The sequence below is a fragment of the Streptomyces caniscabiei genome (assembly GCF_014930365.1).
GTDB classification, from domain to species: domain Bacteria; phylum Actinomycetota; class Actinomycetes; order Streptomycetales; family Streptomycetaceae; genus Streptomyces; species Streptomyces caniscabiei.
The window spans coordinates 24845-47804 of record NZ_JABXWI010000020.1 but is presented as its reverse complement, the minus strand read 5'-3'; the positions used below and the strand labels follow the sequence as shown (position 1 = coordinate 47804).

Genomic DNA, 22960 nt, shown 5'->3' with positions numbered 1-22960 from the left:
GCGGGCCGGTCGTGGGCGGGGTGTGTCGAGGCGATGTGCGACCGTCGCCGGTCGTGTTCAGGCGGTGTGCGACGGGTGCCGCCATGTGGACTGGATCAGGGCGCGTTCGGTACCGGTCAGGTAGATCGCGGTGGCCAGCCACGCGCGGGCGTAGCGGTCCGGGTCGGGGTCGGTGATGCGGCCGAAGACGTCCCGGGAGCGGCGGTCCGCCTCCGTGGCGAGCGCGGCCGCCAGGTCGGCACCGGCCCGGAACCCGCTGCGGCGCAGGGCCGCGCCCCCTCCGTCGCGGTCCCCGTCCCGAGCCGGCTCGGCGACCGCGCGGCGGCCTCCGGAGACGGCGACCTCGACCAGTCGGCGCAGCCGCCACAGCGGCGCCTCGGCGAGCGGGTCGGCCGGAACCCCGCCGGGACCGTCGACCGCCGGCAGGGCGTCCGGCGGCGGGAAGTGCGCGCCCTGGAGGCGGTCGTAGCCCATGTCGGCGTGGCCCTGCCACTCGTCCGGGAGCCGCAGGGTCGCCTCCGTACCAGGGACCGGGCCGATCGCGAGCGGGCGGAGGGTCGCGGCCCGATCGGGTTCCAGGCGTCCGAGCACCCGTATCCGCAGCCCGGGACGGGCGGCCAGCTGACGGAAGTTGGCGGTGTGGGCCAGATCGGGGTGGCCGCCCGCCGGGGTCAGCCGGACGAGGAGACCGCCCTCGGCCGACTCCCCGGTACCGGACACCTCGCGGGCGTACAGATGGTCGCCCGCCGCGCCGACGAGGACGAGGTCGCAGCCGATCGGTCTGCGCGCCTCCTGCTGCACCTGCTCGGGGTCGGCGCCGGGGCCGCTCATGAGCCGTTCCGCGACCGCCTCCGCCAGGGGACGTGCGAACAGGGCGGCGAGCGGGCCCGACGTCCAGGAGAGACCGGCGAGCGGAGTGGCGCGCACGCCCTTGCCGGAGCCGAGGCGGCCGTCCGGCGAGACGGTGGCGCCGGAGATCAGCAGTCCGCCACGGGAGAGCTGAGCGTGGTCGAGGGTCCCGGAGCCGAGGGCGACCGGGGCCCGGGCGGCACCCTTGGCACGGGCCGGACCGCCCGGCTTGACGTCGGCGATCGAGTACCAGCTCCCGTCGTCGGAGACGAGATGGGTGACGACACCGCCGTACCCGGTGGCCGAGATCACCGGTTCCCGGCACACCCCGTGCACCCGCAGACTCCCGCCCGGCCGGTAGGCGCGCCGCGCCGTGCCGACGAGGGCGGGGTCGGGGTCGGCCGCCGACAACTGGCCGGTGGTGAGCAGCAGTTCGCGCACGCCGGCGACGAGGTCGGCCAGCCGGTGGCCGTCGTGCCGGGCGCGGGCCCCACGCAGTCCGCGTACGACCCGCAGGGCCGCCGCCTCGGCGCGGTGCAGTCCGGCGAGCCGGGCGGTGTGCGCGGCCCGCAGCAACTCCGCCTGCGGCACGGCTCCCGCCGCCGGGACTCCGGCGGCGAGCACGGCCGCGGTGGCCGCCCAGAGACCGGCCGCGGCGGCGACCTGGGCGGGGGTGGGCGCCTTGCCGCCGTCGCCGAGGCCTCCGGTCTTGCCGGTGGGGTTGGCGGGGCCGGTGGTGTCGCTGATACCCGCGCTGCCGGTGTCGCCGCTGCCGCCGTCGGCCCCGGCCGGTGCTGTCGCGCCGGCGGCGGTGGTGGTGCCCGGGGCGGAGCCGTCGGCTCCGGACGGGACGGGACCGTCACCCGCCGCCGAAACGGCTTCGCCCACCGTGCCGGACGGACCGGCCTCCGGCTCGGTCGCGGTCGCGGGCATGGCCTCGGCGTCGGCCACCGGGCAGGCGCTCAGGACGGCGGCGCGGTGCAGACAGCGGGGTGCGAGCAGGCATCCGCACACCGCCCGCTCGGCGTCGGTCACCGCGCCCGAGGGTCCGGGCGTCAGCGTGACCTCGGCGTCCTCGCCGCACCGGACGCGCACGGCACCGCCGTCGACCGTGACGGGCAGGGCCGCGTACGTCTCGACCGCGGCGTCCAGCTTCTTGCGCAGCCGGGAGGTGAGGCTCTCGACGGCGGCGGCCACCACGTCGGGTGCCACCGGGGGCAGTTCGGCGTTCATCGGTTCTCTCCGCGGAGGCGGTCCCCCACCCAGCGGGCGAGGGCGAGGGGACTGAGGGCGGCGACCGGCATGCCGGCCGCGACGAGCTGCTGGGCGACGGGCACCGAGTAGCGGGGCGTGCCCGTGTCGTCGAGGGCTGCACAGCCCATCAGGTGCACCCCGGAACTCGCGAGGGCCCGTACCTCGCCGAGGAGTCCGCCCAGCGAGTAGCCCTCCTCGAAGTCGCTCACGACGACCACGAGGGTCCGGCTGGGCACGGTCACCAGGGAACGGGCGTGCGCGAGCCCCGCCGCGATGTGCGTGCCGCCGCCGACCCGGACCTCCAGCAGCAGCGACAAGGGGTCGTCCACCCGGTCGGTCAGGTCGATCACCTCGGTCGAGAACGCCAGGAAGTGCGTCGACAGCGTGGGCACGCCGCCCAGGACGGCAGCGGTCAGCGCCGACCAGATGACGGAGGCCTCCATCGACCCGGACACGTCGACGACCAGGATCAGCCGCCAGTCCGCCTCCTTGCGGGACCGGGTGCTGAACACCGGCCGCTCCGGTACGACCATGGTCCGGCCGTCCGCCGTACGGTGGGTGCTCGCCAGGTTGGCCCGCAGGGTGCGCGGCAGGTCGAGCCGGCCGCCGGGGCGACGGGTCGGCCGCGGGGTGGCCAGGCCGGTGAGCGCGGGGCGCATCCGGGTGGCGAGCTCCTTGGCCAGTTCGTCGACCAGCCGCCGTACCAGCGGGCGCAGTCTGGCCAGTTGCTGTTCGGGCATGCCGCCGGCGAGGTTCAGCACGGAGGTCAGCAGATCGACCGAGGGGCGGACGGCCTCGGGGTCCAGCTCGGCCAGTACGTCCGTACGGCCCCGGTCGGCGGCCCGGGCCAGCACCTCCTCGCGGACCTCGGCGCCGAACAGGGCGTCCAGTTCCTCGCCCCACTCCCGGGCCGTGGGGAAGGACGCGTCCTGACTCCCGCCCTGACCCGGGGCGCCCCGGCCGAGGTCCGAGGAACCCTCGCCCCGGCCGGTGCCGTACAACTCGTCCAGGGCGTGTGCGTATCGCCGGGCGTCCTGCGGGAGCTTCTCGCTCTCCCGCCCGAGGAGCAGCCGCCAGCGGTCGGTGGGGGAGAGGTGGAGCAGGGAGACCGGCGCCCGGCCGTCGGAGTGGGGCGTGGCGGCGGGCACGGGAGCGCGGGTGGCCTCGGTCGCGGACCGGGCGCGGGTGGTGTCGGCCCGTCCCGCGGCCCCGGGTGCCGTCCGGGTGACCGGGAGGGCGGTCGAGGCCTGAGGCCCGGCCTCGGGTGCCGTCCGGGTGACCGGGAGAGCGGTGGTGGCCCGCGGTCCGTCCTCGGGTGCCGGGGGCCGTGCGGTGGCGTTGGCCTCGGGGGACTCCGCCGGTGCCGTGCCGAGCGACAGCCGGAGGGAGTCGACCGCGGTCAGGCCCGCCGTGTCCGCCGCCGTCCACAGCGCGAGGAGCTCCGGGGAGGCGGTGAGGGACAGATCGAGGCGGTCGCCGAGGCGTTCGGTGACCGTACCGAGCAGCCGGTCGCGACCGGCCGGGGTGAGCGTGTCGAAGCCGCCGCGCAGGGCGGGCAGCCGGTCCAGGAACCCCTGGTCCGTCAGCGTGTCGATGCGGTCGAGCAGCGGGTCCAGCGCGGTCGGCGCGGACTGCAGCAGCGGGGCCGCGCCGCTGAGCAGACCGGTGAGGCGACGGGCGAGACCGAGGCGGCTGTCGGGACCGGTGGCCGTGTCGATCCACCCGGCCGCACGCGCCCCGACGGTGTCGGCGCCGTCCAGGTCGAGCAGGACCCGGGCGGCGAGGGCGGCGCCCTGGATCAGCGGGGAACCGGAGAGGGCGAGCGTACCCAGGGCGTCGTCCATGCGCAGACCGAGGCGGTGTTCACCGGCCCGGGAGGCGAGCGCGACGAGCGCGGCCGCGTCCTCCGGCTCGTCGCTGCCCGCGAGACCGGGCAGCGCGCGGACCGCCGCCTCCAGGAGGTCCACGGCCAGGTCGGCGGCCGACGACCTGCCCTCGGGTGTGGTGCCGGGCAGATGGCCCCGGCGCAACGCCTCCAACAGGTCGAGCGCTTCGAGCAGTTCGGGCAGGGTGGCGGCGGCCGGGAGCACGGCGGCGGCGTCCGCCAGCCGGTCGGCGACCAGTGCGGGCAGGTCGCAGCGGGCCGCCGCCCGGAGCCCGGCGAGGACCAGGGCACAGGTGGGCCCGCCGTCCGCCGACTCCCGCCGGAAGGTCTCCCGCAGCGTGCCCTCGGCGGCCAGGGCCGCGGTCACCCCGCGTATCCCGGCCAGGTCGAGCCGGACGGGCACCGCCGGGCTCCACGACACCCGCCATCGGGTGGTGAGCGCCGTGCCGTCGCCCGTGCCGGCCACCTCCACGGACTCGCCGTAGCCCGCACCGCACACCGCGAGACGCTGGAGCAGGATCTCGCGGCGGCCGTCGAGGGCGGAGCGCAGCGGGTCGAGCCGGAGTTCGCGCGAGGCGGGGTCCTCCGGGCCGGGCAGCCGCACCGCGGCCAGTTCCGCTTCCACGGACGGGCCGAGACCCGAACGCGGGGTGCCCGGTGCGATCCGGCCCCGGTCGGTGCCGACCAGCACCACTTCGAGCGCGCGGGCGAGGGCGCGACCACGGCCGAGCGGCTCGCCCTGCCCCATCACCGTCGTCAGCGCCTCCAGGACCTCGCCCCGGCCGGGGGCCGCGAGCCCCCGGATACTGGCCAGGTCGCCCGCCATCCGCAGGGTCTCGGTGGCCTCGCCCGTGCCCGCGGTGTGCCCGGCCGCGCGCAGCTCCCGGCACACATCGGTGATCGCCCGCGCGGCGGCGCCGTGCAGTTGCCCGGGGTCGCCCCCGGCTGTGAACACCGCCTGCTGCCAGCGCGGGTCACGGATGCCCGCCGGGTAACCGGAGCGGGAGTCCAGCAGGTCGAAGGCGTACGGGACGAGCGAGGTGACGACCGGCGGGTGCTCCCCGACGAGGCCCGCTCCCCGCGCCCCGGCCGGGTCGGTGTCCCCGTCGGCCGGGTCCGTCAGCGCCGGGGCGTGGAAGGCGCCGATCACGGCCGCGACCCGGCGTCCGCCCGCGGCGGCGTGGGCGATCGTGTCGCGCATGTGCGCCTCACGGGCCAGGTCGACCGACGGCACACCACCCGCCGACTCGGCGTCGCGACGCAACGCCCACCCCACGCCGAGAGCCGCGCGACGGATCGCCTCCGGCGTGCAGCCGGGAGCGAGCACCTCCACGCACCGGTCCCACAGGTCGTCACCGTCCCGACCGGTGCCGGCGGCGGTGAGCGCCGCCGCGAAGGCGGTCGGTGAGACGAGGGCCGTCGACCTCGGGGCGTCCGCGCCCGTCTCCGCCCGGTCCGCGTCCGTCGGCCCGGAGCCGGCCGCGCCCGTCTCCGCCCGGTCCGCGTCCGTCGGCCCGGAGCCGGCCGGGTTCATCTCCGCCCGGTCCGCGTCCGTCGGCCCGGAGCCCGCCGGTTCCATCTCCGCCCGGTCCGCGCTCCACGCCGGATGCGACATCGGCAGGTCGCAGCACACCACTTCCTTGCCCCGCTCCCGGGCCCAGCGGAGGGCGGCGAGCTCGGGGGAGAAGTCGGCGAACGGATAGAAGCCGAGGCGGCCGCCCTCGCTCGCCCCGGCCAGGGCGACCGGCGCCAGGGTGCCCGGGGCGGCGAGATGGGGAAGCCAGTGCTGGAAGTCGGCCGGCAGCTCCACGCAGACGACGTCGGCGCCGGAGGCGTCCAGCAGGGCGGGCACGGCCGCGGCCAGGGCCGGGCTGTGGTGCCGTACCCCCAGCAGGTACGGCACCGCCGAGTCGGCGAGGGCCGTGACGGCGGCCCGCGGGTCCTGAGTGGTCGTCACCGAAGGTTCTCCCGCAGGTCCCAGAGGCGGCGCCACATCGCCGAGCCGTCCTCGGCGCGACGGCGCACCGGGCCGTCCCAGTAGCCGAGCAGCCGGGCGTGGTCGGCCGGGTCGTCCTTGCGGACCACGCCCAGCAGGTGCCCGGGGACGAGGTCGAGCGCGTCCCCACCGGGCAGATAGGCGGCGGCCACCCCGAGCGAGGCAGCCACCGACACCGCCTCGGCGGTGGACATCACCGTGCCCGGACGCTCCACGTCCCAGCCCTCGGCGGAACGCCCCGCGCGCAGATCACGGAAGACGGTGACCAGCACGTCGAGCACCGCGTCGTCCACGCCGAAGGCCGCGCCGGCCCGCTGCACCGCCGCCTCCGCCTGCCGCCGGACCAGCGCCGTCTCGGCCTCGACGTCGGCGATGGGGTGCACGGTCTCGAAGTTGAAGCGGCGCTTGAGCGCGGCGGACATCTCCGAGACACCCCGGTCGCGCAGGTTGGCCGTGGCGATGACCGTGAAGCCGGGCGCGGCCGGGACCTGGGCGTCGTCCGTGCCGGACAGCTCGGGCACGCTCACCCGGCGGTCGGACAGGATCGACACCAGCGCGTCCTGCACCTCGGGCAGACAGCGGGTGATCTCCTCGACCCGCGCCACCCGGCCGGAGCGCATCGCGCCGAGCACCGGCGAGTCGACCAGCGCCTGCGGGGTCGGGCCCTGGGCGAGCAGCAGGGCGTAGTTCCAGCCGTAGCGGAAGGCGTCCTCGGTGGTGCCGGCGGTGCCCTGCACGGTGAGCGCGCTGGTGCCGCACACGGCGGCCGACAGCAGCTCGGAGAGCATCGACTTGGCGGTGCCGGGCTCGCCGACGAGCAGCAGGCCGCGCTCACCGGCGAGGGTGACCACGCACCGCTCGACCAGGGCGCGTTCGCCGACGAACTTGGGCGCGATCACCAGCTTGTCCGGCAGCGTCTCGTGCGGCTTGGGCAGCTTCAGCGCCTCGCCGCCGCTGCCGCAGACGAAGGTGACCACGGCACGTGGCGTCAGGCGCCAGCCGGGCGGGCGCGGGCCCTCGTCATGAGCGGCGAGGAAGTCGAGTTCGGTGGCGTGGCGCTCCTCGGCGGGCAGGATCTGCCGGGCCGGAAGGGCCGTCGCCGTGTCGGTCGGGGTCATGAACGTCCTTGCTCAGTAGGGCAGTTGGTCAGTCAGAAGTCAGAAGTCAGGAGTCAGGAGTCAGGAGTCAGGCGGCGGCAGGCAGGCGGCGTGTGCAGGTCTCGCGGGGTGACGCGAGGCCGGGGGTGCCCGGTGGCCGGGGCGCCCGGACCGACTGCTCGCGGTCCGGGCGCCCCCTGCCCCTGCCGTCCGCTCAGCGGCGGCGGCCCCGCCGTACCTTCAGCTCCTCGAACCGGGGCATGTCGCCGTCCTGGATCCGCTGCCAGGCCCTGCGGTACAGCTCGGCGGCCGGTTCGGACGGCACGATCACGCCGAACGTGGCGTGCTCGTCGGTCATCAGGCTGTCGAACAGCGGCAGCTTCCACCGCTCCAGCGGCAGCCGCGGGGCCTTCGGGTCGACCCACGCGCCCGGCAGGAAGAGCGAACGCCCGGCCCTGGCGCGGCTGGCCTCCACCACCAGCTCGCCCCCGGCCAGTTCGGCGCGGGCCGCCTTGAGTCGGGCCGGCTTCCAGCCCGTCCAGCGGGCCGTCGTCCGGTCCGTCGGGTCGGGCATGGCGAGCAGCATCAGATAGAGCGTGGCGGCGTCCTCACCGATGCCGTACTCCTTCGCCACCTCCGTGACCAGCTCGGGCACCGAACGGCTCGGGTCCTGCGGCCACCAGGTGCCGTCCTTGCCGCGCTCGCCCGCCACGGGGTCGCCCGGGTCGGCCAACAGCGCGGCGTACGGCGCGGAACGGGCCAGGCGCAGCGCCACCTCGGCGGCGTAGGGCCGCTGGGCGTCGACGCGCAGCGCCGGCAGGTACGGGTCGTGGCCGGCCTCGTCGAGCAGCGCCACCCGGATGCCGGGCGACGGCTGGTCGTCGTGGGTGGCCAGGATGACGGCGCCGTACCGCTCGAAGCCCTCGCCGACCTCGGTCGGGGTGCCCGCGGTCTTGCGGAACTGCGGCAGGCCGATGTACCTGTCGAGGTCCAGGACGAGCCCGGGGTGCGCGAGCCGCTCGCGCACGGCGGTGAGCGCGGCGGGCAGCGCGGCCCGCAGCGGGTCGCCGGCGGGCAGCCGGTGGGCGAGCCAGGCGGCCAGGCCGACCGAGCCGACGAGGGTGTCCGCCGTGAACCCGACCGCGCCGTCGTCGACGGGCCGGACCCGGTCGCCCTTGACGGCCCATTCCAGGTCCTGGGTGAGCCGGGGTTCACCGGCCGGGTGCAGCAGCGCGGGCAGGGCGCCGCGGAGCTCCCACGGGGAGTGCTTGACGGCGCGGTTCGCGTCCGCGAGCAGCTCCTCGGGAACGGCCGTGCGCCTGCCCACCTTGCTGTTCCAGACCTCGGCCGCGGCCGCCGCGTCGGGCCCGTCGGTCCACAGCCGGGCCGGGTCGGCTGGCAGCAGCGCGGCCACCACCGCGGCGCGGATGTCGCCGTCGACGCCGCGCAGTTCGTCCTTGGCGACGGCGGCGGGTGCCAGCTTCACACCGATGGCGTCGCGGGCCTCCGTGGACAGGAAGGAGCGCTGGTAGACGTCGACCTGGGGAAGGCCTGCGACGATCAGCCGGGACATCGTCTCGGTGACACCGGTGCGACGCGCGAACTCCTCGGCGGCCTCCGGGAACCAGGGGGCGGGTCCGCGCGCGTCCAGCTCCGCGAGGAACGCCCCGAGCCGGGCCGCGTGCCTCGCCCCGGTCACCGGGCAGGACTCGCGCAGCGTGTACGGCTCGGGAACCTCGAAGCGTTCCGCCGGGTCGTGGAAGAAGGCGGTGAAGACGGCGCCGTCGTCGTTCAGGGACAGGCGTCCCACGATCGCGAGGAAGGCGTCGTCGCCCAGCGGCAGCACACCGTTCCACGAGCCCGATCGCCACTCGCCCGACGTGGTGCGCAGCTGGTCGGCCGACAGGCTCACGATCACTCCGCGCCACCGCTCGGCATGGGCACCGATCCCCAGCCCCAGCGTCTCGAACCGGTCGAGCAGGGTGCGCAGCGCCTCCCGGTGCTCCGGCGAGGTGGTGGCGGCCGTGGCGCGGAGGACGACGGCGCTCGTGCGGTCGGCGAGCGACCACAGATCCGGCTGCCCGGTGGGCAGTTCGGGCCCGTCGAGGTGGAGACGTACGGCCGGTGCCTTCGGGGCGGCGCCTGCGGGGAGGAGTCCGGCGGCCCTGCTCAGCGTACGCAGCGAACGGAAGACGGTGTCGGCCTCCTCGTCGCGGTTCCACCAGTGGTTCGCCGGCTGGCCGAGGCCGCTCAGCGCGCCCTGGAGGACGGTGTCGGCGGGGCCCGCGGGCCCCGCCGGCTCGTCCACTCCCTCGTCGAGCGCCCGGGTGAGCCGGGCCGCCGCGGCGTCGAGGACGGCCTGCTGGCCGGCGGCGTGGCGGACGACGCCGGCGATGCCCGCGACGAGGGCGTCGTGCGTGACCGGCAGCAGCGCGCGGATCGCGTCGGGCAGCGCGTCCTTGTCCTTCTGGGCGGCGGCGGCCAGCAGGGCCGTCGACGTGGCCGCGTCGATGCGGCGCAGCGCGGCGGAGCCCTCCGGGTCGCGCGGTGTCATGCACTCCCAGAACTGCACCGGAGGCAGCAGCAGGGTGCCCTCGCCGTAGATGCCCGGGGTGCGGTCCGTCTTCGCGACGGAGGTGACCACGCCGTCGTGGTCGACGATCTCCAGCTGCCAGCCGTTGCGGACGACGGCGCGGGCCCGGTCGTCGCCCGGGAAGACGACGAGCGCGGACGGCCTGCCCCGGCCGGCGGGCAGGGTGACGGTGTGTCCGGCGAGGTCCTGGGAGCGCCAGGAGCCGTCGGGCAGTTGGACCGTGCGGATGCCGACCACGCCGTCCACGGGGGCCGAGGCCGGTGCGTGGCCGACGGTCGGGGAGGGGCCGAGCCAGCCGCTGTCGTAGACGCTGCCCTCGGGGGCGTCGCGCAGCGCGTCGGCGAGGAAGGCGGGCATGCTCATGCGCCCGCGCTTGTCCGTCGCCGGGTCGTACTCGTAGAACCCGTGGGTGTCCCGCTCGCCCTCCGCGTGCCAGACCCAGTACGAGGCGCCGTCGAAGAGCAGCCACCGCTCGCCGGGGATCGTGGTGTCCCCGGCGTGCAGCACACCCGCGCCGGTGGCCCGGCCGCCGCCCGGCAGGGGCAGGGTGAGCCTCAGGTCGGCCTTGTACCAGTCCATCTCGGTGCCCCGGGTGCCGCCCGGGCCCTCCATGCTCTGGGGGCTGTCGGCCCGGGTGTGCCAGTAGCCGCGCAGGCCGCTGTCGCGGGACCGCCAGTAGACGAGCAGCTCGCCGTCCACGTGGTGGAAGCCCGGGTCGCCCCACTTGTCGTCCGCGGGGATGCGCAGGTCGTGGGTGAGGAGGGTGCCCTCCGCGCCGATCACGCGGGCCTGGGCGGCGCCCGCCACGACGAGGTGCGGCCAGGCGTCGGCGACGATGATGTCCTCGACGTCGTCCTTCGGGACGAGCGTGGCGGTCGCGTCCTCCCAGGCGGGCCAGCCGAGTTCGTCGAAGAGGCCGGCGCGCAGGGTGCGCGTGAGCACCGGGGCCAGGTCGGTGGAGACGGCGGAGCGCACCTCGTCCTCGGCGAGCGCCAGCGCCTCGGCCGGCAGCCACTTCAGACGGGTGAGCGCGTCGGGCAGCTGGGGCAGACCCACGGCGGCGAACCGCCGGACGACCCCGCGCACCCACTCGGCCAGCAGCGGTCGCCCGCCCGGCGAGGCGGCCAGCACCCGGATGGCGCGTCGCCCCGAGTCGTCGTCGCCGAACCGGTCCGCGCCGCGGCGGAACGCCTCGTGGAAGCGGGCGTCGGCGGCCAGCGACAGCAGCTCGCGGTGTCCCTCGCCCGGGGCCCACTGCTCCAGCGGCAGCGACCCGTCCTTCATCGGGGCGGCCACGGGCACGTCCAGGGACAGCAGCAGATCCATCAGATCGACGTCGTGCGTGACCCTCAACTCACGTCCGGCGGTGGCCAGTTCGGCGCGGAGCCGGTCCGCCGTCCGCTCGACCAGCGGATACATCTCGGGCATCCGGGTGGAGCCGCGCCAGGACCGGGCCCGCTCCCGGTAGGTGAGGAAGCGCTCCAGCCAGCCCGCCGTGCCGTCGTGCGGACGCTGATTCTCGGGCAGGGAGTCGTCCCACAGCCCGGCCGTGGCGCCGGACGCCTCCAGCATGTCCAGCCACATCGCGGGCGTCTCGTCGTCGTGGGACGCGGGAAGCATGTCCAGCAGGGTGCCCCGCACCTCGGGCGCCCGTGCCGCCAGCGCCACCAACGCCGCACGGTGCCCCTTCCACCAGCCCGCGGCGGCACGTGCCGTGGACGGCAGGGCCAGCAGCTCGGCCAGATAGTCCTGCTCGGTCAGACCCGCGTCCCGGCCTGCCGCCCGTGCCAGCCGCCGCAGGTCGTTCGCCATCTGCGCCGAGGGCGGCAGACCGCCCGCCGTGCGGCGCAGGCACAGCTTGGTGAAACGCCCGAGCGCCTCCTCGGCCGGGACCCGCGCGGCCAGCTCCTTCGCGTACGCCGACAGCACCTTCACCGGGAGCGCCCCGGCCAGCGCGAACTCCAGGAACACGGCGTCCAGCCGGTCCTCCTCCACGACCAGCCCGTGCTCCGCCTCGGCCTTGCGGGCGCGGGTGAACAACTGGGCCGCGTACGTGGCGTTCTCCTCCGCGAGGAACACCCGGCCGGCCTGCTCGAAGAAGGTCGGCAGGAAGTGCGGCACCGACGCCGCCAGCCGCTCGCCCAGCTCCAGATAGGCGTCCATGGCCGTCTTGGGCTTCGACTTCGCCTGCCGTGCGGCCCGCTCCAGGTCCGGCACGATGCCCAGCGCGTGGTGCCCGTCCGCCGGGTGGTGCACCAGCACCCACTCGGGGAAGCCCAGCGACTGCCGCAGTCCCAGCCCCACGACGGCCGGTTCCGCGTCCTGCTCCAGGCCGAGGAACCCGGCGGCCAGATCCTCCGCCGCGCCCAGCTCCCCGGCGACCAGCCGCACCACCACCCGGTCCTCCAGGCCCGGATGACGATACGTCCGCGCGGTCAGCGGCACCGCCCGCTCCCCGGCGTCCTCGGTGTCCGGCGGCAGCACCCCGCCCGCTGCCAGCACGTCCTCGTACGACACCCGCGTCCCCCCGCTCATGCGTCCTTGCCTTCCTCGATCACGCGCCCGGCGTACAGCGCCGCGGCCATCCGCATTCCCTCCGACCACGCCACCGGGCCCACCTCGCCGAGCGGCAGGGCGCGGCCGTCCTGGTCCTGCCAGGTGAGACCGCCGGTCTCCACCTCGTCGTCCCAGTACGGTTCTCCGATCCACACGCAGGCCTCGACGGTGCGCCCGCCGTCCCGGACCCGGGCGGTGGCATGACCGCCGGAGACGCGGTACCCCAGGGAGGTGGCGCGCGCGGCGAGAGCGAAGCGGGAGCGGTACTGGCCGCCGGTGAACTCCCGCACCTGGGTGGCCTTGGCGGCCAGGTCGTCCGGTCGCCGCCAGGTGGCCCGGTGTATCTGCTCGACGCGCTGGACGATGCCGAGCTCCGCCGCGAACTCCCGGATGTCGTCCAGGTCCGGCAGCAGAACCGGGTGCGGCAGCGTCACCGTGCGCGGGGAGAGGCGGACCGTCTCACCGTCCAGGTTCACCACCCGCAGTTCGCCGGCGTCCGTGGCGCCCCGCAGGAAGCCGACCTCGTCCGGGTCGTCACCGACCACCGCGAGGTCGCGCAGCGCGGCCTGCCACGCCTCGTCCGGCCACACCCGGGCCAGCAGACCGGTGGGCACGGGCAGTGACGACACCATCCAGGCGTCCACCTGTTCGACGCACGCCGTCGCGTGCCGATCCAGCCACTCGGCGAACCGGCGCAGCCGGTCCACCTCGGGGTGGTCCTTCAGCGCCTTCGGCAGCGACTTCAACTGCCGCCCCGCAGCCCTGCCCGAGGTGGCCCGAGCGGCCACCCGCCCCTCCACAAGAGCGACTTCGTACCCGTCGCCCGCCGACAGCCAACCCACTAACCCCAGCCCCTAGCGTCAGATCCACACGAAGAAAGCACAGTTCAGCCGGGGAATCCCGGCCCAAGTGCGACCATGTGCGGAACGCTAGCGGCAGCCACTGACAATCGGTCCGGCGCCTCCCCACGAAGCCCCCTCCGGCACGTCGGGAACCCCGACGGCACGGCGGGCACGCGGGACGACCCCTCCGGCGTCCGGCAAGCCAATCGAAGCGAACAGGGGCGGCGCATCCGTAGACCTACGTAACCGGAGTACGTATTACCGGCCAGTCGCCGTAGGCGGCCCCGCGCCGGCGCGGCGCTCACCCTCCGCAGTGACACGTGCCCGCCCGCCGGCCGGCCCGGCACCGCCCCTGTCCGCCTCGGACTGATCCCCCTAGCGCGTCGTCGCCCCGGCCGAACGCGCCGCGGCCCCGCAGCTTCCGGCCGGGCGGGCGCGCGTCACCACGTCGCTGACACCGGTGGTGGAGTCGAGCCAGACCACCCGGGTGCCGGCGGCCGCAGCGGCGGACAACTGCTCGCCGCGGTTGCACGAGACGCGGGCGCGCCGTCCCGTGTCACCGGGGAACTGCCAGAGCTTGGCCAGGGACTCGTTGCGGATCGCGGTGTCGCCGGTGCGGGCCGTCGCGGTGACCGTGTCCTCGGACGCCGTCACGTCGGAGACGTTCAGGGAGGTCGGGCCGCTCTCCGGGCTCAGGTCCACCACACCGGAACCGTCCAGGGCGGAGCGCCTCAGCAGTGTCCTGCCGTCGCCCCGGACCTCGTTGGCGAGCCAGTAGGCGTACCGGCCGTTCACGGCGGTCGGGCCGAGGCTCGTGGTCGCCTCCGACCCGTGCAGCAGCGTGTCCTCACCGGTCGCGACGTCGATGATCCGCGTGGAGTACGCGTACGACGTCCGTACGCGCCGGTAGTCCTGGTAGACGACCCGTCCGTCGCTCAGCGAAGGGAAGGACGCCCGGCGGTAGGTGCCGCCGCCGATGGAGACCTTGGCCGCCGGGTCCTTCAGACTCAGATACGTCACGCCCCGGCGCCCGCCGTGGTTGTGGTGCTCGAAGGTCACGGTGTCGCCCTCGACGTCGATCGAGGAGCCCACACCCCGGCCGGACCACAGCTTGCGGACGGGACCGCCCGCGATCGGCCGGGCGAGGACCTCCACGGGGCCGGAGCCGTAGGCCGTCCACACCACCGTCCTGCCGTCCGTCGCCGGATCGACGTGGTAGCGGCCGTCGTTGGGACTCATCAGCTTCAGCCGGCCGGAACCGTCGGTGCGCCCGGCCCACACCGAGTACGCCTCGGTGCCCGACTCGTTCGACTGCGAGGCCACCCACCAGTCACCGCCCGCGCCCAGGCGGGAGTCGGTGGTGTTGACGCGCTCCAGCAGCGGATCGGAGTCGACGCCCAGGGCGAGCTCCCAGTTGGCCACGATGCCATGGGCGTTGAAGGCCCGCTGCACCGCGGTGAGGTCCTGCCCCTGCACGCCGAGGGCCCTGGCGGCGGCGACCACCGCGTCCCGGCCCTGGGTGAACCCGTCGAGCGGAGTGAGGTACTCGGTGAGCGCCTTGTACACGACCCGGTCGGCCAGCGTGGCGCCGAGGTCCTCGCGGATGTCCCACAACGCCCCGGAGAAGATGGTGGAGTTGAGGTGGACACCGCCGTTGTCCGTGCCGAATCCGACCCCGAGGAAGGACTTGGCCGTGGTCCGCCCGTCGTTCAGGTCGCGCACCGCGCACTCGGCGGGCGCCTTGGTACGGCACAGCCGCTCGCCCAGGAGCCCGGCGTCCGGGTCGTCCATGGGCACGCCGTACACGTCCGTCTCGATGGCGTTGCCGAAGTAGTCCGCGATCGCCTCGTTCAGGGCGCCGGACTGGCCGGCGTAGACGAGGTCGGCCGAGTGGTCGACGACGCCGTGGGTCATCTCGTGCCCGACGACGTCCAGCCCGGCGGAGAGCGGCCGATACTCGGCGTCGCCGGTGCCGTACACCATCTTCGTGCCGTCCCAGAAGGCGTTGACGTACGGCTCCCCGTAGTTCGTCACGCCCACCAGGGAGTCGACCGACATGCCGCGCCCGTCGAGGCTGTTCCGGCCGTGCCTGCCCTTGAACCAGTCGAAGACCTGCCCGGCGGCCCAGTGCGCGTCCACCGCGCCCGCCTCGGTCGCCTCCGTCCCGAAGTCGGCGGTGGGCGAGGCGAACTGCGCCAGGTCCGGGGGCCAGGCGCCCGCCACGTCGGTGACCTGTCTGCCGCGCGCGTCCCAGGTCGTGAGGACGGGACGCCCGGTCTCCTCGTCGACCCGGGAGGTGTCGTGCAGGACGTGCGTGCCACGGACCTCGTCGAGGGTGACCTCCAGGGCCACGGTCCGACCGTCCAGCCTGACGCCGGAGCCCGCCGCGGCGGCCCGCCCGGAGAGCCGTCCGGCCGCGACGGCCCGCCCCGAGGACCGACCCTCCGCCTTCGGCACCGCGTCCGGTCCGGAGGTCGCCCCGGGCGCGCCGAACGTCCTGATCCCGCTGTACTGCAGGACCGGATACCCGGCGTCGGCGTCGACGTAGACCTCGCGCAGCACCGGCTCTCCGCCCACCGGGCTCTCGCCCCGGACGGTGATGTGCCGGGTCAGCACACCGGTGCCGGCGGGCAGGACGACCAGGCCGTTCGAGGTGCCGGTGAGCGGATGCAGGGCCTCCGCGCTGCCCTCCTCGCCGCTGTCCTCGCCGCTCTCCCCGCCGTTTTCCCCGTACGCGGTGAAGTCCCGCTCACGCAGCTCGGTCAGTACGGCGTCGACGGCCCGTTCGACGGCGAGCGCGTCGTCCACCGCGGGGGCGGCGGTGTCGGCCCGCAGACCCGTGAAGTACCTGCCGGACGTGCCGGTGACGACCCGTTCGCCGTCCCGCTTCTCCATGCGGACGACGTACTGGCCGCCCAGCACCGGCACCCCGCGGTGCTCCTGCCGCAGCCGTACGATCTCGTGCCCGTCACCCGTCGTGAGGGTGCCCGCCGCCTCGAGGTCGCGCCCCGGATCCGCGATCCGGTAGCGGTCCTCCTGTTCGGCGAGGTGGGCGCGGGCCGCGGCCACCGCGTTCGGGGCGTCCGGGGCCCGCTCCTCAAGGCCCTCCACCAGTGCCGGTGTCGCCGTCCGCTGCCCCGGTATCAGCTCTCCCGGGCTCGGTGGCGGTGCCGTCGCCCCCGTCGCCGCGCCGGCCGGCGCGGCCGGCACGGCCGACACGACGAGTGCGGCGACGCCGATCAGCGCCGCCGCACCCGGCCTGCCGTACCTGCGTGCCCCCGGTAACCCCGACCGTCTCTCCGAACTCGCTCTGGAACGGCCCACGGTGCCCCCATTTCCCCAAGAATCGGAAACCGGCGGTGGTCGACCGCCGGGCACGGCCATGGAACAGGCGATGCTCCGACTCATCAACGGGGCGGCGGTTTCCACAGATGACTTCCGGCCCCGTGACCGCCGGCGGAGGGACCGGGGGCCGGAAATCGGCGGATGGCCGAGATCTCGCGCACCGCGCGGTGGCGGGGGAGCGGGCCGCGAGGTGCGATACGCGCCAATGCCGTCCCCTCCGTGTGGTGGCCAGCGCGTGCCGTCACTACACCGCCCGCACCCCCTGTCACATCGCGGTTACCGTGCGCTGACGCGGGCCTGCGGGTCGCCGTCACGGGTCCACCGCATCGCCTTCACCCTGCGCACACTTTTGGCCGGGCGGCGGTCGGCCGCCGCTCGTCGGGGCAGACTTCGCGGCGGTCGGATGCCTAGCCTCCCGGCCCATGCGATCACCACTGATGAGACGCTTCGGCCTCGGTGCCGTACTGGCCCTCGCCCTCGCCGTGTTCGGCATGGCCCCCGGCGCGAGCGCGGCGCCCGCGGCATCCGCCGACCTGACGTTCGCCACCGACAGCGCCACCACCACGCCCGGCGGCACGGTCAACCTGTCGATGACGATCAAGAACAACCACACCTACGACGTCTGGTTCGTGTACCAGACCATCGAGCCCACCTGGCTGACCAACCAGCGCCCCGACCTCAAGTACTCCTTCACCGGTTGCAGCCTCGCCACGGCCGCCGGCGCCGCCCCCTGCTCCGGGACCGGCCCCGCCAACCTGGGCGCCAACTACGGCGCCACGATCCCGCCCGGTCAGAGCCGTACCGTCACGCTGACGCTCCAGGTCGCCGGCGACTCGGGCTGCAACGGGAACATCGGCTTCTACTCGTACTACTACTCCGAGTTCAGCGACAGCACCAGCGTCAGCGGCGGTCCGGTGTTCACCCCCGAGACCCGGGTGCTCTGCGCCTGACGGCCCGTCGACGAGGTGGGCGGTCGTGACGGGAGTGACCTGAAATGATCTGCGATCAGGCTTCCGTCATGGTCTGAACCACTGGCGAACGGTCGGACGGGTCCGAACGGTTCACCGACGCACCCCGCAGGGCCCGGACCAGCGCTCCGGGCCCTCGCGGTCGCTGCGGGTCCCCTTCGGGGGTGGATGAGAAAACGTTCAATTCGGTTCCAGGTTCGCCCAGTTGGACACCTGCACTTTTCCGTCATGTTTCGCAGCATGACCACGAAAGCCACACACAGACACCACTATGTGACGCGACGGATGCGTCGACGACTGGGTTCTGAGGGGGACGCCGGCGTCACGCAAGGGGGTGCGTCCGCTCCAGGAGAGGCGTGCTCACCCCTGCCCGGGGAGGGGACTTCACCGCATGAAGCGGACTTTACGCACCACCGTGCTCACGGTGGGCGCGCTCATCGCCGCGCTCGGCCTGCCGGCCGGCCCGGTCCACGCCGACGACACCGCGCCCCGCGTCGATCTGCGGGTCCTGGTGGTCAGCGACGGCGGCCCGTCGACCGACGCGATAGCCGCCGAACTCACCACCGTCGGCACTCCGTACACCGAGATCGACCTGACGAGCGCCGACCGGCCGGTCATCGACGCCGGCTTCCTCGCGGACACCGTCGACGGCCGCCCGCGCGCCAAGTACCAGGCGGTCGTGCTGCCCAACGACAACCCGTTCCCGGCCGGCTCCGCCGAGATGACGGCGCTCGCGGAGTACGAGCGCACCTACGCGATCCCCCAGGTCGACGCCTACACCTACGCGCGTCCGGAAGCCGGTCTGCAGTACCCGGTGTACGGCGGCTACTCCGGCAGCCTCGACGGCGCCGAGGCCCGGGTGACCGACGCCGGGAAGGCCGGCCACTTCGGCTACCTCGACGGCGCGGTGCCCTTCGAGGACAACGACCCCGCCATCGGCGAGAGTTACGCCTACCTGTCGAGGCCCGTCGCGGGAGCCGACTTCACCCCCTACGTCGACGCGGCCGTCCCCGGCCAGTCCACCCGCGGCACACTCGTCGGCGAGTACCGGCACGACGGGCGCCGCGAGCTCGTCGTCACGTTCGTCTACAACCGGTACCAGCAGCAGTTCCGGCTGCTGGCCCGAGGCATCGTCGAGTGGATGACCGGCGGGGTGCACCTGGGCGCCTCACGGAACTACTTCGCCGTGCACGTCGACGACGTGTTCGCCGCCGACGACCGCTGGAACACCCAGCTGAACTGCACCCCCGGCGACGTCGACTGCGCCGACCCGAACATCGAGCCCGACCCCATCCGTATGACCCCGGCCGACGTCGACCACGCCACCGCCTGGCAGACCGAGAAGAACTTCACCCTCGACCTCGCCTACAACGGCGCCGGCAGCGTCGACCACCGCGAGGACAACAACGGCGACGACGCCCTCGCCGACAAGTTCATCGCGGACCGGAACCAGTTCCGCTGGATCAACCACACCTACTCCCACCCCTTCCTCGGCTGCGTCCAGGACACCAGCGTGGTCCCCTGGAGATGCGCGACCGACGCCGCCGGCTCCACCCGCTGGGTGAGCCGCAACGACATCTCCGACGAGATCGCCACCAACCGCGTCTGGGGCGAGAGGGCCGGACTCCCCCTGGAGAACGGCGAGTTGGTCACCGGTGAACACTCCGGCATGAAGGTGCTGCCGCAACAGCCCGAGGACAACCCCAACCTGGCGCTCGCCCTCGACGACAACGACACCACTTGGCTCGGCTCCGACAACTCCCGCGAGCCCGCCCAGCGTCAGGTCGGCCCCGCCACCACCGTGCCCCGCCACCCGATGAACGTCTTCTACAACGCGGGACGCGCGGCCGAACAGGTCGACGAGTACAACTGGATCTACACCAGCCGCGCCCAGGGCGGCAGCGGCATCTGCGAGGACAACCCCGCCACCACCACCTGCCTCACCGCGCCGCTGGACACGGCCACCGGGTACGCGGAGGTCATCGTGCCGCTGGAGAAGCGGATCGCCCTCGGCCACGTCCTCGCGGGCGACCCGAAGCCGCACTTCATCCACCAGTCGAACCTGGCCGAGGACCGCATCGCCTACCCGGTGCTCGACGGCGTCCTCGACGACTACGCGGCCCTGTTCGCCGAGAACACCCCCGTGGTCAACCTGCGGATGAAGGACATCGGCGCCGAACTCCGCCGCAGGGCCCTCTGGCAGGCCGCCCTCCAGGCCGGCGAGGTCACCGCCCACCGCATCGGCAGCGCCGTGACCGTCGAGGCACCGGACGGCCTCGCGGTCACCGTCACCGCGCCCACCGGCACCACCCTGGCCGGTGCCGCCTTCGGCGACGCCTACGCCGGCGCGGTCTCCGGCTGGACCCCCTCCACGGGAGCTCCCCTCGCCCTCGCCCTGCCCACGCCGGCCGGTTCCCCGGCGGCCGACGCCACCGGATCCGTCGAGACCACGGACCCCGCGCCGGACACCCGTGTCCCCGCGGGCGTGAGCGAGAGAGTGCCGTACACCGCGGACACCGACTCGACGGACACCGACACCGCGGACGACTGAGCCGCGGAACCCGCCCATCGAGCCGTCCCGGCCGCGTCACCCGCGGCCGGGACCGGCCGGAACCACCCCACACCACGGCCGTGGAGCACACCGATGCCCGTTCCCCACGACGCGCGCCGACTCGGCGCGACGCGCGTCACCCTCCTCACCGAAGGCACCTATCCCCACAGTCACGGCGGCGTCAGCGTCTGGTGCGACCAACTCGTCCAGGGCATGCCGGACCTCGACTTCGACGTCATCGCCGTGACCGGCACCGGACGCGAACCCCTCGTCTGGGACCTGCCCGCCCACGTCTGTCGTGTGCTGTCCGTCCCCATGTGGGGCGACCCGCCCGAGGGCCGCGCGCCCCGGGGCCGCGCCCGTCACCGCCTCGCCACCGCCTACGAACGGTTCCTCACCGCCCTGCTCGACCCGGGCGCCGAGGACGGCTTCGCGCCCGCCCTGTACGAGCTGGCCCGGGCGGCGGCGGACGGCACACTCAGCCCCTTCCTGCGCTCGGACCGGGCGATCGCCCAGCTGGCCGCCGTCTGGAACCGCCCCGGACTCGCCGTCCGCGAGGCCCGGCCCACCCTGCACGACGCGCTCACCGCGACCTCCCTGCTCGAACACGCCCTGCGCCCGCTCGCCGCGCCGGCACCCGAGACCGGCGTCGCGCACGCGGTCAGCGGCGGTGTCGCCGTCCTCCCGGGCCTCGCCGCCCTCGAACGACACGGCGTCCCCCTGCTGCTGACCGAACACGGCGTCTATCTGCGCGAGCGCTACCTCGGCTACCGCACCGCCCCCTACCGCTGGCCCGTCAAGGCGGTCGTCCTCGGCTTCTTCCGCCTGCTCGCCGAGGAGACCTACCGCCGGGCCGCCCTGATCACCCCCGGCAACCGCTACAACCGGCTCTGGGAGGAACAGGGCGGCGCCGACCCCGAGTCGATCCGCACGGTCTACAACGGCGTCGACCCCGCCGCGTTCCCGCCCGCCGGGCCCGAGCCGGAGACGCTCACCCTCAGCTGGGCGGGCCGCGTCGACCCCATCAAGGACCTGGAGACCCTCATCCGGGCGTTCGCCCTCGTCAGGGCCGAACTCCCGCACGCGCGACTGCGGTTGTTCGGCGGGACACCACGCGGCGGCGAGGCCTACCGGGAACGCTGCGAGGCCCTCGCCGCCGAACTGGGCCACGGCGACGCCGTCACCTTCGAGGGCCGGGTCGACGACATCAAGGACGCCTACGCGGCCGGCAACGTCGTGATGCTCTCCAGCATCAGCGAGGGCTTCCCGTTCACCCTCATCGAGGCCATGTCCTGCGGGCGGGCCACCGTCTCCACCGATGTGGGCGGGGTGCGCGAGGCCGTCGGCGACACCGGGCTCGTGGTGCCGCCGCGCGACCCGGAGGCGATGGCCCGGGCCGCGCTGGAACTGCTGGGCGACCCGGCACGCCGCCGGGCGATGGGGGAGGCGGCCCGGCTCAGGGTGATCGAACAGTTCACCCTCCGCCGGACCATCGACACCTTCCGCGCCATCTACCTCGAACTGCCCACGCTGCGGCAGCGGCCGGCGACCGTCGAGATCCCGGCGCCCGCGCCCGCCCCGATCAGCACGGTGGCCGGATGAGCGGCCCCCTGTCACTCGAACCCGGCGGCGCCGAACAGGACACCCTCGCCATCCGGCTGGCCGACCGGCGCCGCCCGCGCCGCCGCCCCAGCTGGGCCCTCGGCGACGACACCACCCTCACCATCCGCCTCCCGCACCGGGGCCCGGACGAGGAGGCGGTCAACGAACTCGCCGCCGAACTCGCCGACCGCGTCGGCCCGGCCGTCCACCCGTACGAAGTGGCCGCCCTGCTGGAGGCGGAGGGCCTGTCCGCCTCCCTCATCAAGGAACGCTACGGCCATCCCAGCCTGTTCTCGCTCGCCGCCGCCCTGTACGAACGCGTACCGAGGACGTTCCCCGAACCCGCGCGGGGCGCCGACCCCTGGCGCCCGGACACCGTGCGCTGCCTGCTGCGAGGCGTCCTCTTCGCCCTGCCCGGCCTCGCCTACCTGCTGACCGCCCCGCTGTGGAACCCCGGCGCGCACGCGCCGGCCCTGATCGTGGCGGGACTCGTCTCCTGGGCCTGGGGCCAGGCCCTCGGCCACCGCGCCCACCTGCGGATGGCGACCGGGCGGCACGAGGCCGGCCGTACGCTCCTGACCGGCGCCCCCGTCGGAGCGCTCGTCGCCACGGCGAGCGCGGCACTGCCCGCGGGCGGCGGACCTGTGACCCTGGTGGCGGCCGCCCAGTCGCTGTACCTGGGGGCGGCCGGCATCCTGCTGGTCCTCGGCAAGGAGCGCCAACTGCTCGCCGCGCTCAGCCCGTTGATCGCCGGAGCCGCCGTGCTGCCCTGGTGGGAACCGGGCCCGTGGCCCCGCGCCGGACTGCCTCTGCTCGCGCTGCTCGCCACCCTCGCCGTCACCGGCCGGACCCTGCGGGACGTCCTCGCCACCCCGGCCGTCCCCGACGCCCGCCGCCCCCGCCCGCTGTGGTCCCTGCCGTACGGCCTTTTCGGCCTGGCAGCCGGTGTGCTGGTACTGCTGGAGGGCCGGCAGGAGCCGTACGCGGTGATCGTGCTGACGGTGAGCATGGGCCCGGCGGAATGGCTGCTCTACCGCTACCGGGGACTGTCCGTCGCCGCGCTGCGCGCCGCCGCCACCCCCGCCGGGTTCCTGCTGCGCTCGGCCGGGATCCTCGGCCTCTGCCTGCTCGTCTATCTGCTGCCGCTGCTGCCCGCGGCCCTGCTCACCGGCGCCGCCCCCGCCCCGCTGCTGCTGCTCGCCGCCGTCCTGTGGACCGCGCTGCTGCTGCAGGCCTTCGGGGCGGCCTGGCCGTCCGCCGCGATCTGCCTGGCGGCGGCCGGCGGCGCCGGAGCGATCACCCTGCTGCGCCTGCCACCGGGCGACCTGGCGCTGCCCCTGTGCTGCGCCGCCGCCGCGCTCTGTCTGGTGGCGTGCGCGCTGCGGCTGCTCGGCCGGCCCGCGCCACACGCCTGAGCCCCGT

10 protein-coding genes are annotated in these 22960 nt (G+C 74.9%); 4 read left to right on the top strand and 6 right to left on the bottom strand.

All coding sequences use genetic code 11. The features are described from left to right. Positions 1-57 precede the first annotated feature (57 nt). The 6 genes from HW837_RS39515 to HW837_RS39490 all read right to left on the bottom strand — a co-directional run bounded on the left by HW837_RS39515 (position 58) and on the right by HW837_RS39490 (position 16396). Positions 58-2082, bottom strand: coding sequence for a hypothetical protein (locus HW837_RS39515; protein WP_193381657.1), 2025 nt, complete (start codon positions 2080-2082; stop codon positions 58-60). After that, positions 2079-5945, bottom strand: a complete 3867-nt coding sequence (locus HW837_RS39510; RefSeq protein WP_193381658.1) for a DUF5682 family protein — start codon at positions 5943-5945, stop codon at positions 2079-2081. The genes HW837_RS39515 and HW837_RS39510 overlap by 4 nt, the downstream gene beginning before the upstream one ends. Further along, entirely contained in the window at positions 5942-7102 is a 1161-nt protein-coding gene (locus HW837_RS39505; protein ID WP_045561804.1) for an ATP-binding protein, read from the bottom strand. Before HW837_RS39505 ends, HW837_RS39510 begins: the two co-directional genes overlap by 4 nt. Positions 7103-7295: 193 nt before the next feature. Next, positions 7296-12209 carry a DNA-binding protein gene (locus HW837_RS39500; protein WP_193381659.1) on the bottom strand — a complete coding sequence of 1638 codons (4914 nt, stop codon included), beginning with the start codon at positions 12207-12209 and terminating at the stop codon, positions 7296-7298. Then, a complete protein-coding gene (locus HW837_RS39495) occupies positions 12206-13072 on the bottom strand; it encodes a DUF4132 domain-containing protein (RefSeq protein WP_045561806.1) in 867 nt (288 codons plus the stop codon). The genes HW837_RS39500 and HW837_RS39495 overlap by 4 nt, the downstream gene beginning before the upstream one ends. Positions 13073-13447: 375 nt before the next feature. Further along, positions 13448-16396, bottom strand: coding sequence for a M4 family metallopeptidase (locus HW837_RS39490; protein WP_313895649.1), 2949 nt, complete (start codon positions 16394-16396; stop codon positions 13448-13450). A 443-nt stretch (positions 16397-16839) separates the two neighbouring features. Here HW837_RS39490 and HW837_RS39485 point away from each other — a divergent pair, with 443 nt between their 5' ends. From HW837_RS39485 to HW837_RS39470, 4 genes are all read left to right on the top strand, one after another. After that, positions 16840-17367 (top strand): COG1361 family protein, encoded by a 528-nt coding sequence (locus HW837_RS39485; protein WP_193381660.1) that lies wholly within the window; start codon positions 16840-16842, stop codon positions 17365-17367. A gap of 409 nt (positions 17368-17776) precedes the next feature. After that, positions 17777-19936 carry a hypothetical protein gene (locus HW837_RS39480; RefSeq protein WP_093790573.1) on the top strand — a complete coding sequence of 720 codons (2160 nt, stop codon included), beginning with the start codon at positions 17777-17779 and terminating at the stop codon, positions 19934-19936. Positions 19937-20029: 93 nt separating this feature from the next. Then, a complete protein-coding gene (gene pelF, locus HW837_RS39475; RefSeq protein ID WP_093790572.1) occupies positions 20030-21538 on the top strand; it encodes a GT4 family glycosyltransferase PelF in 1509 nt (502 codons plus the stop codon). Continuing rightward, positions 21535-22953 carry a hypothetical protein gene (locus HW837_RS39470; protein WP_045561810.1) on the top strand — a complete coding sequence of 473 codons (1419 nt, stop codon included), beginning with the start codon at positions 21535-21537 and terminating at the stop codon, positions 22951-22953. The genes pelF and HW837_RS39470 overlap by 4 nt, the downstream gene beginning before the upstream one ends. The last annotated feature ends 7 nt before the right edge of the window (positions 22954-22960 follow it).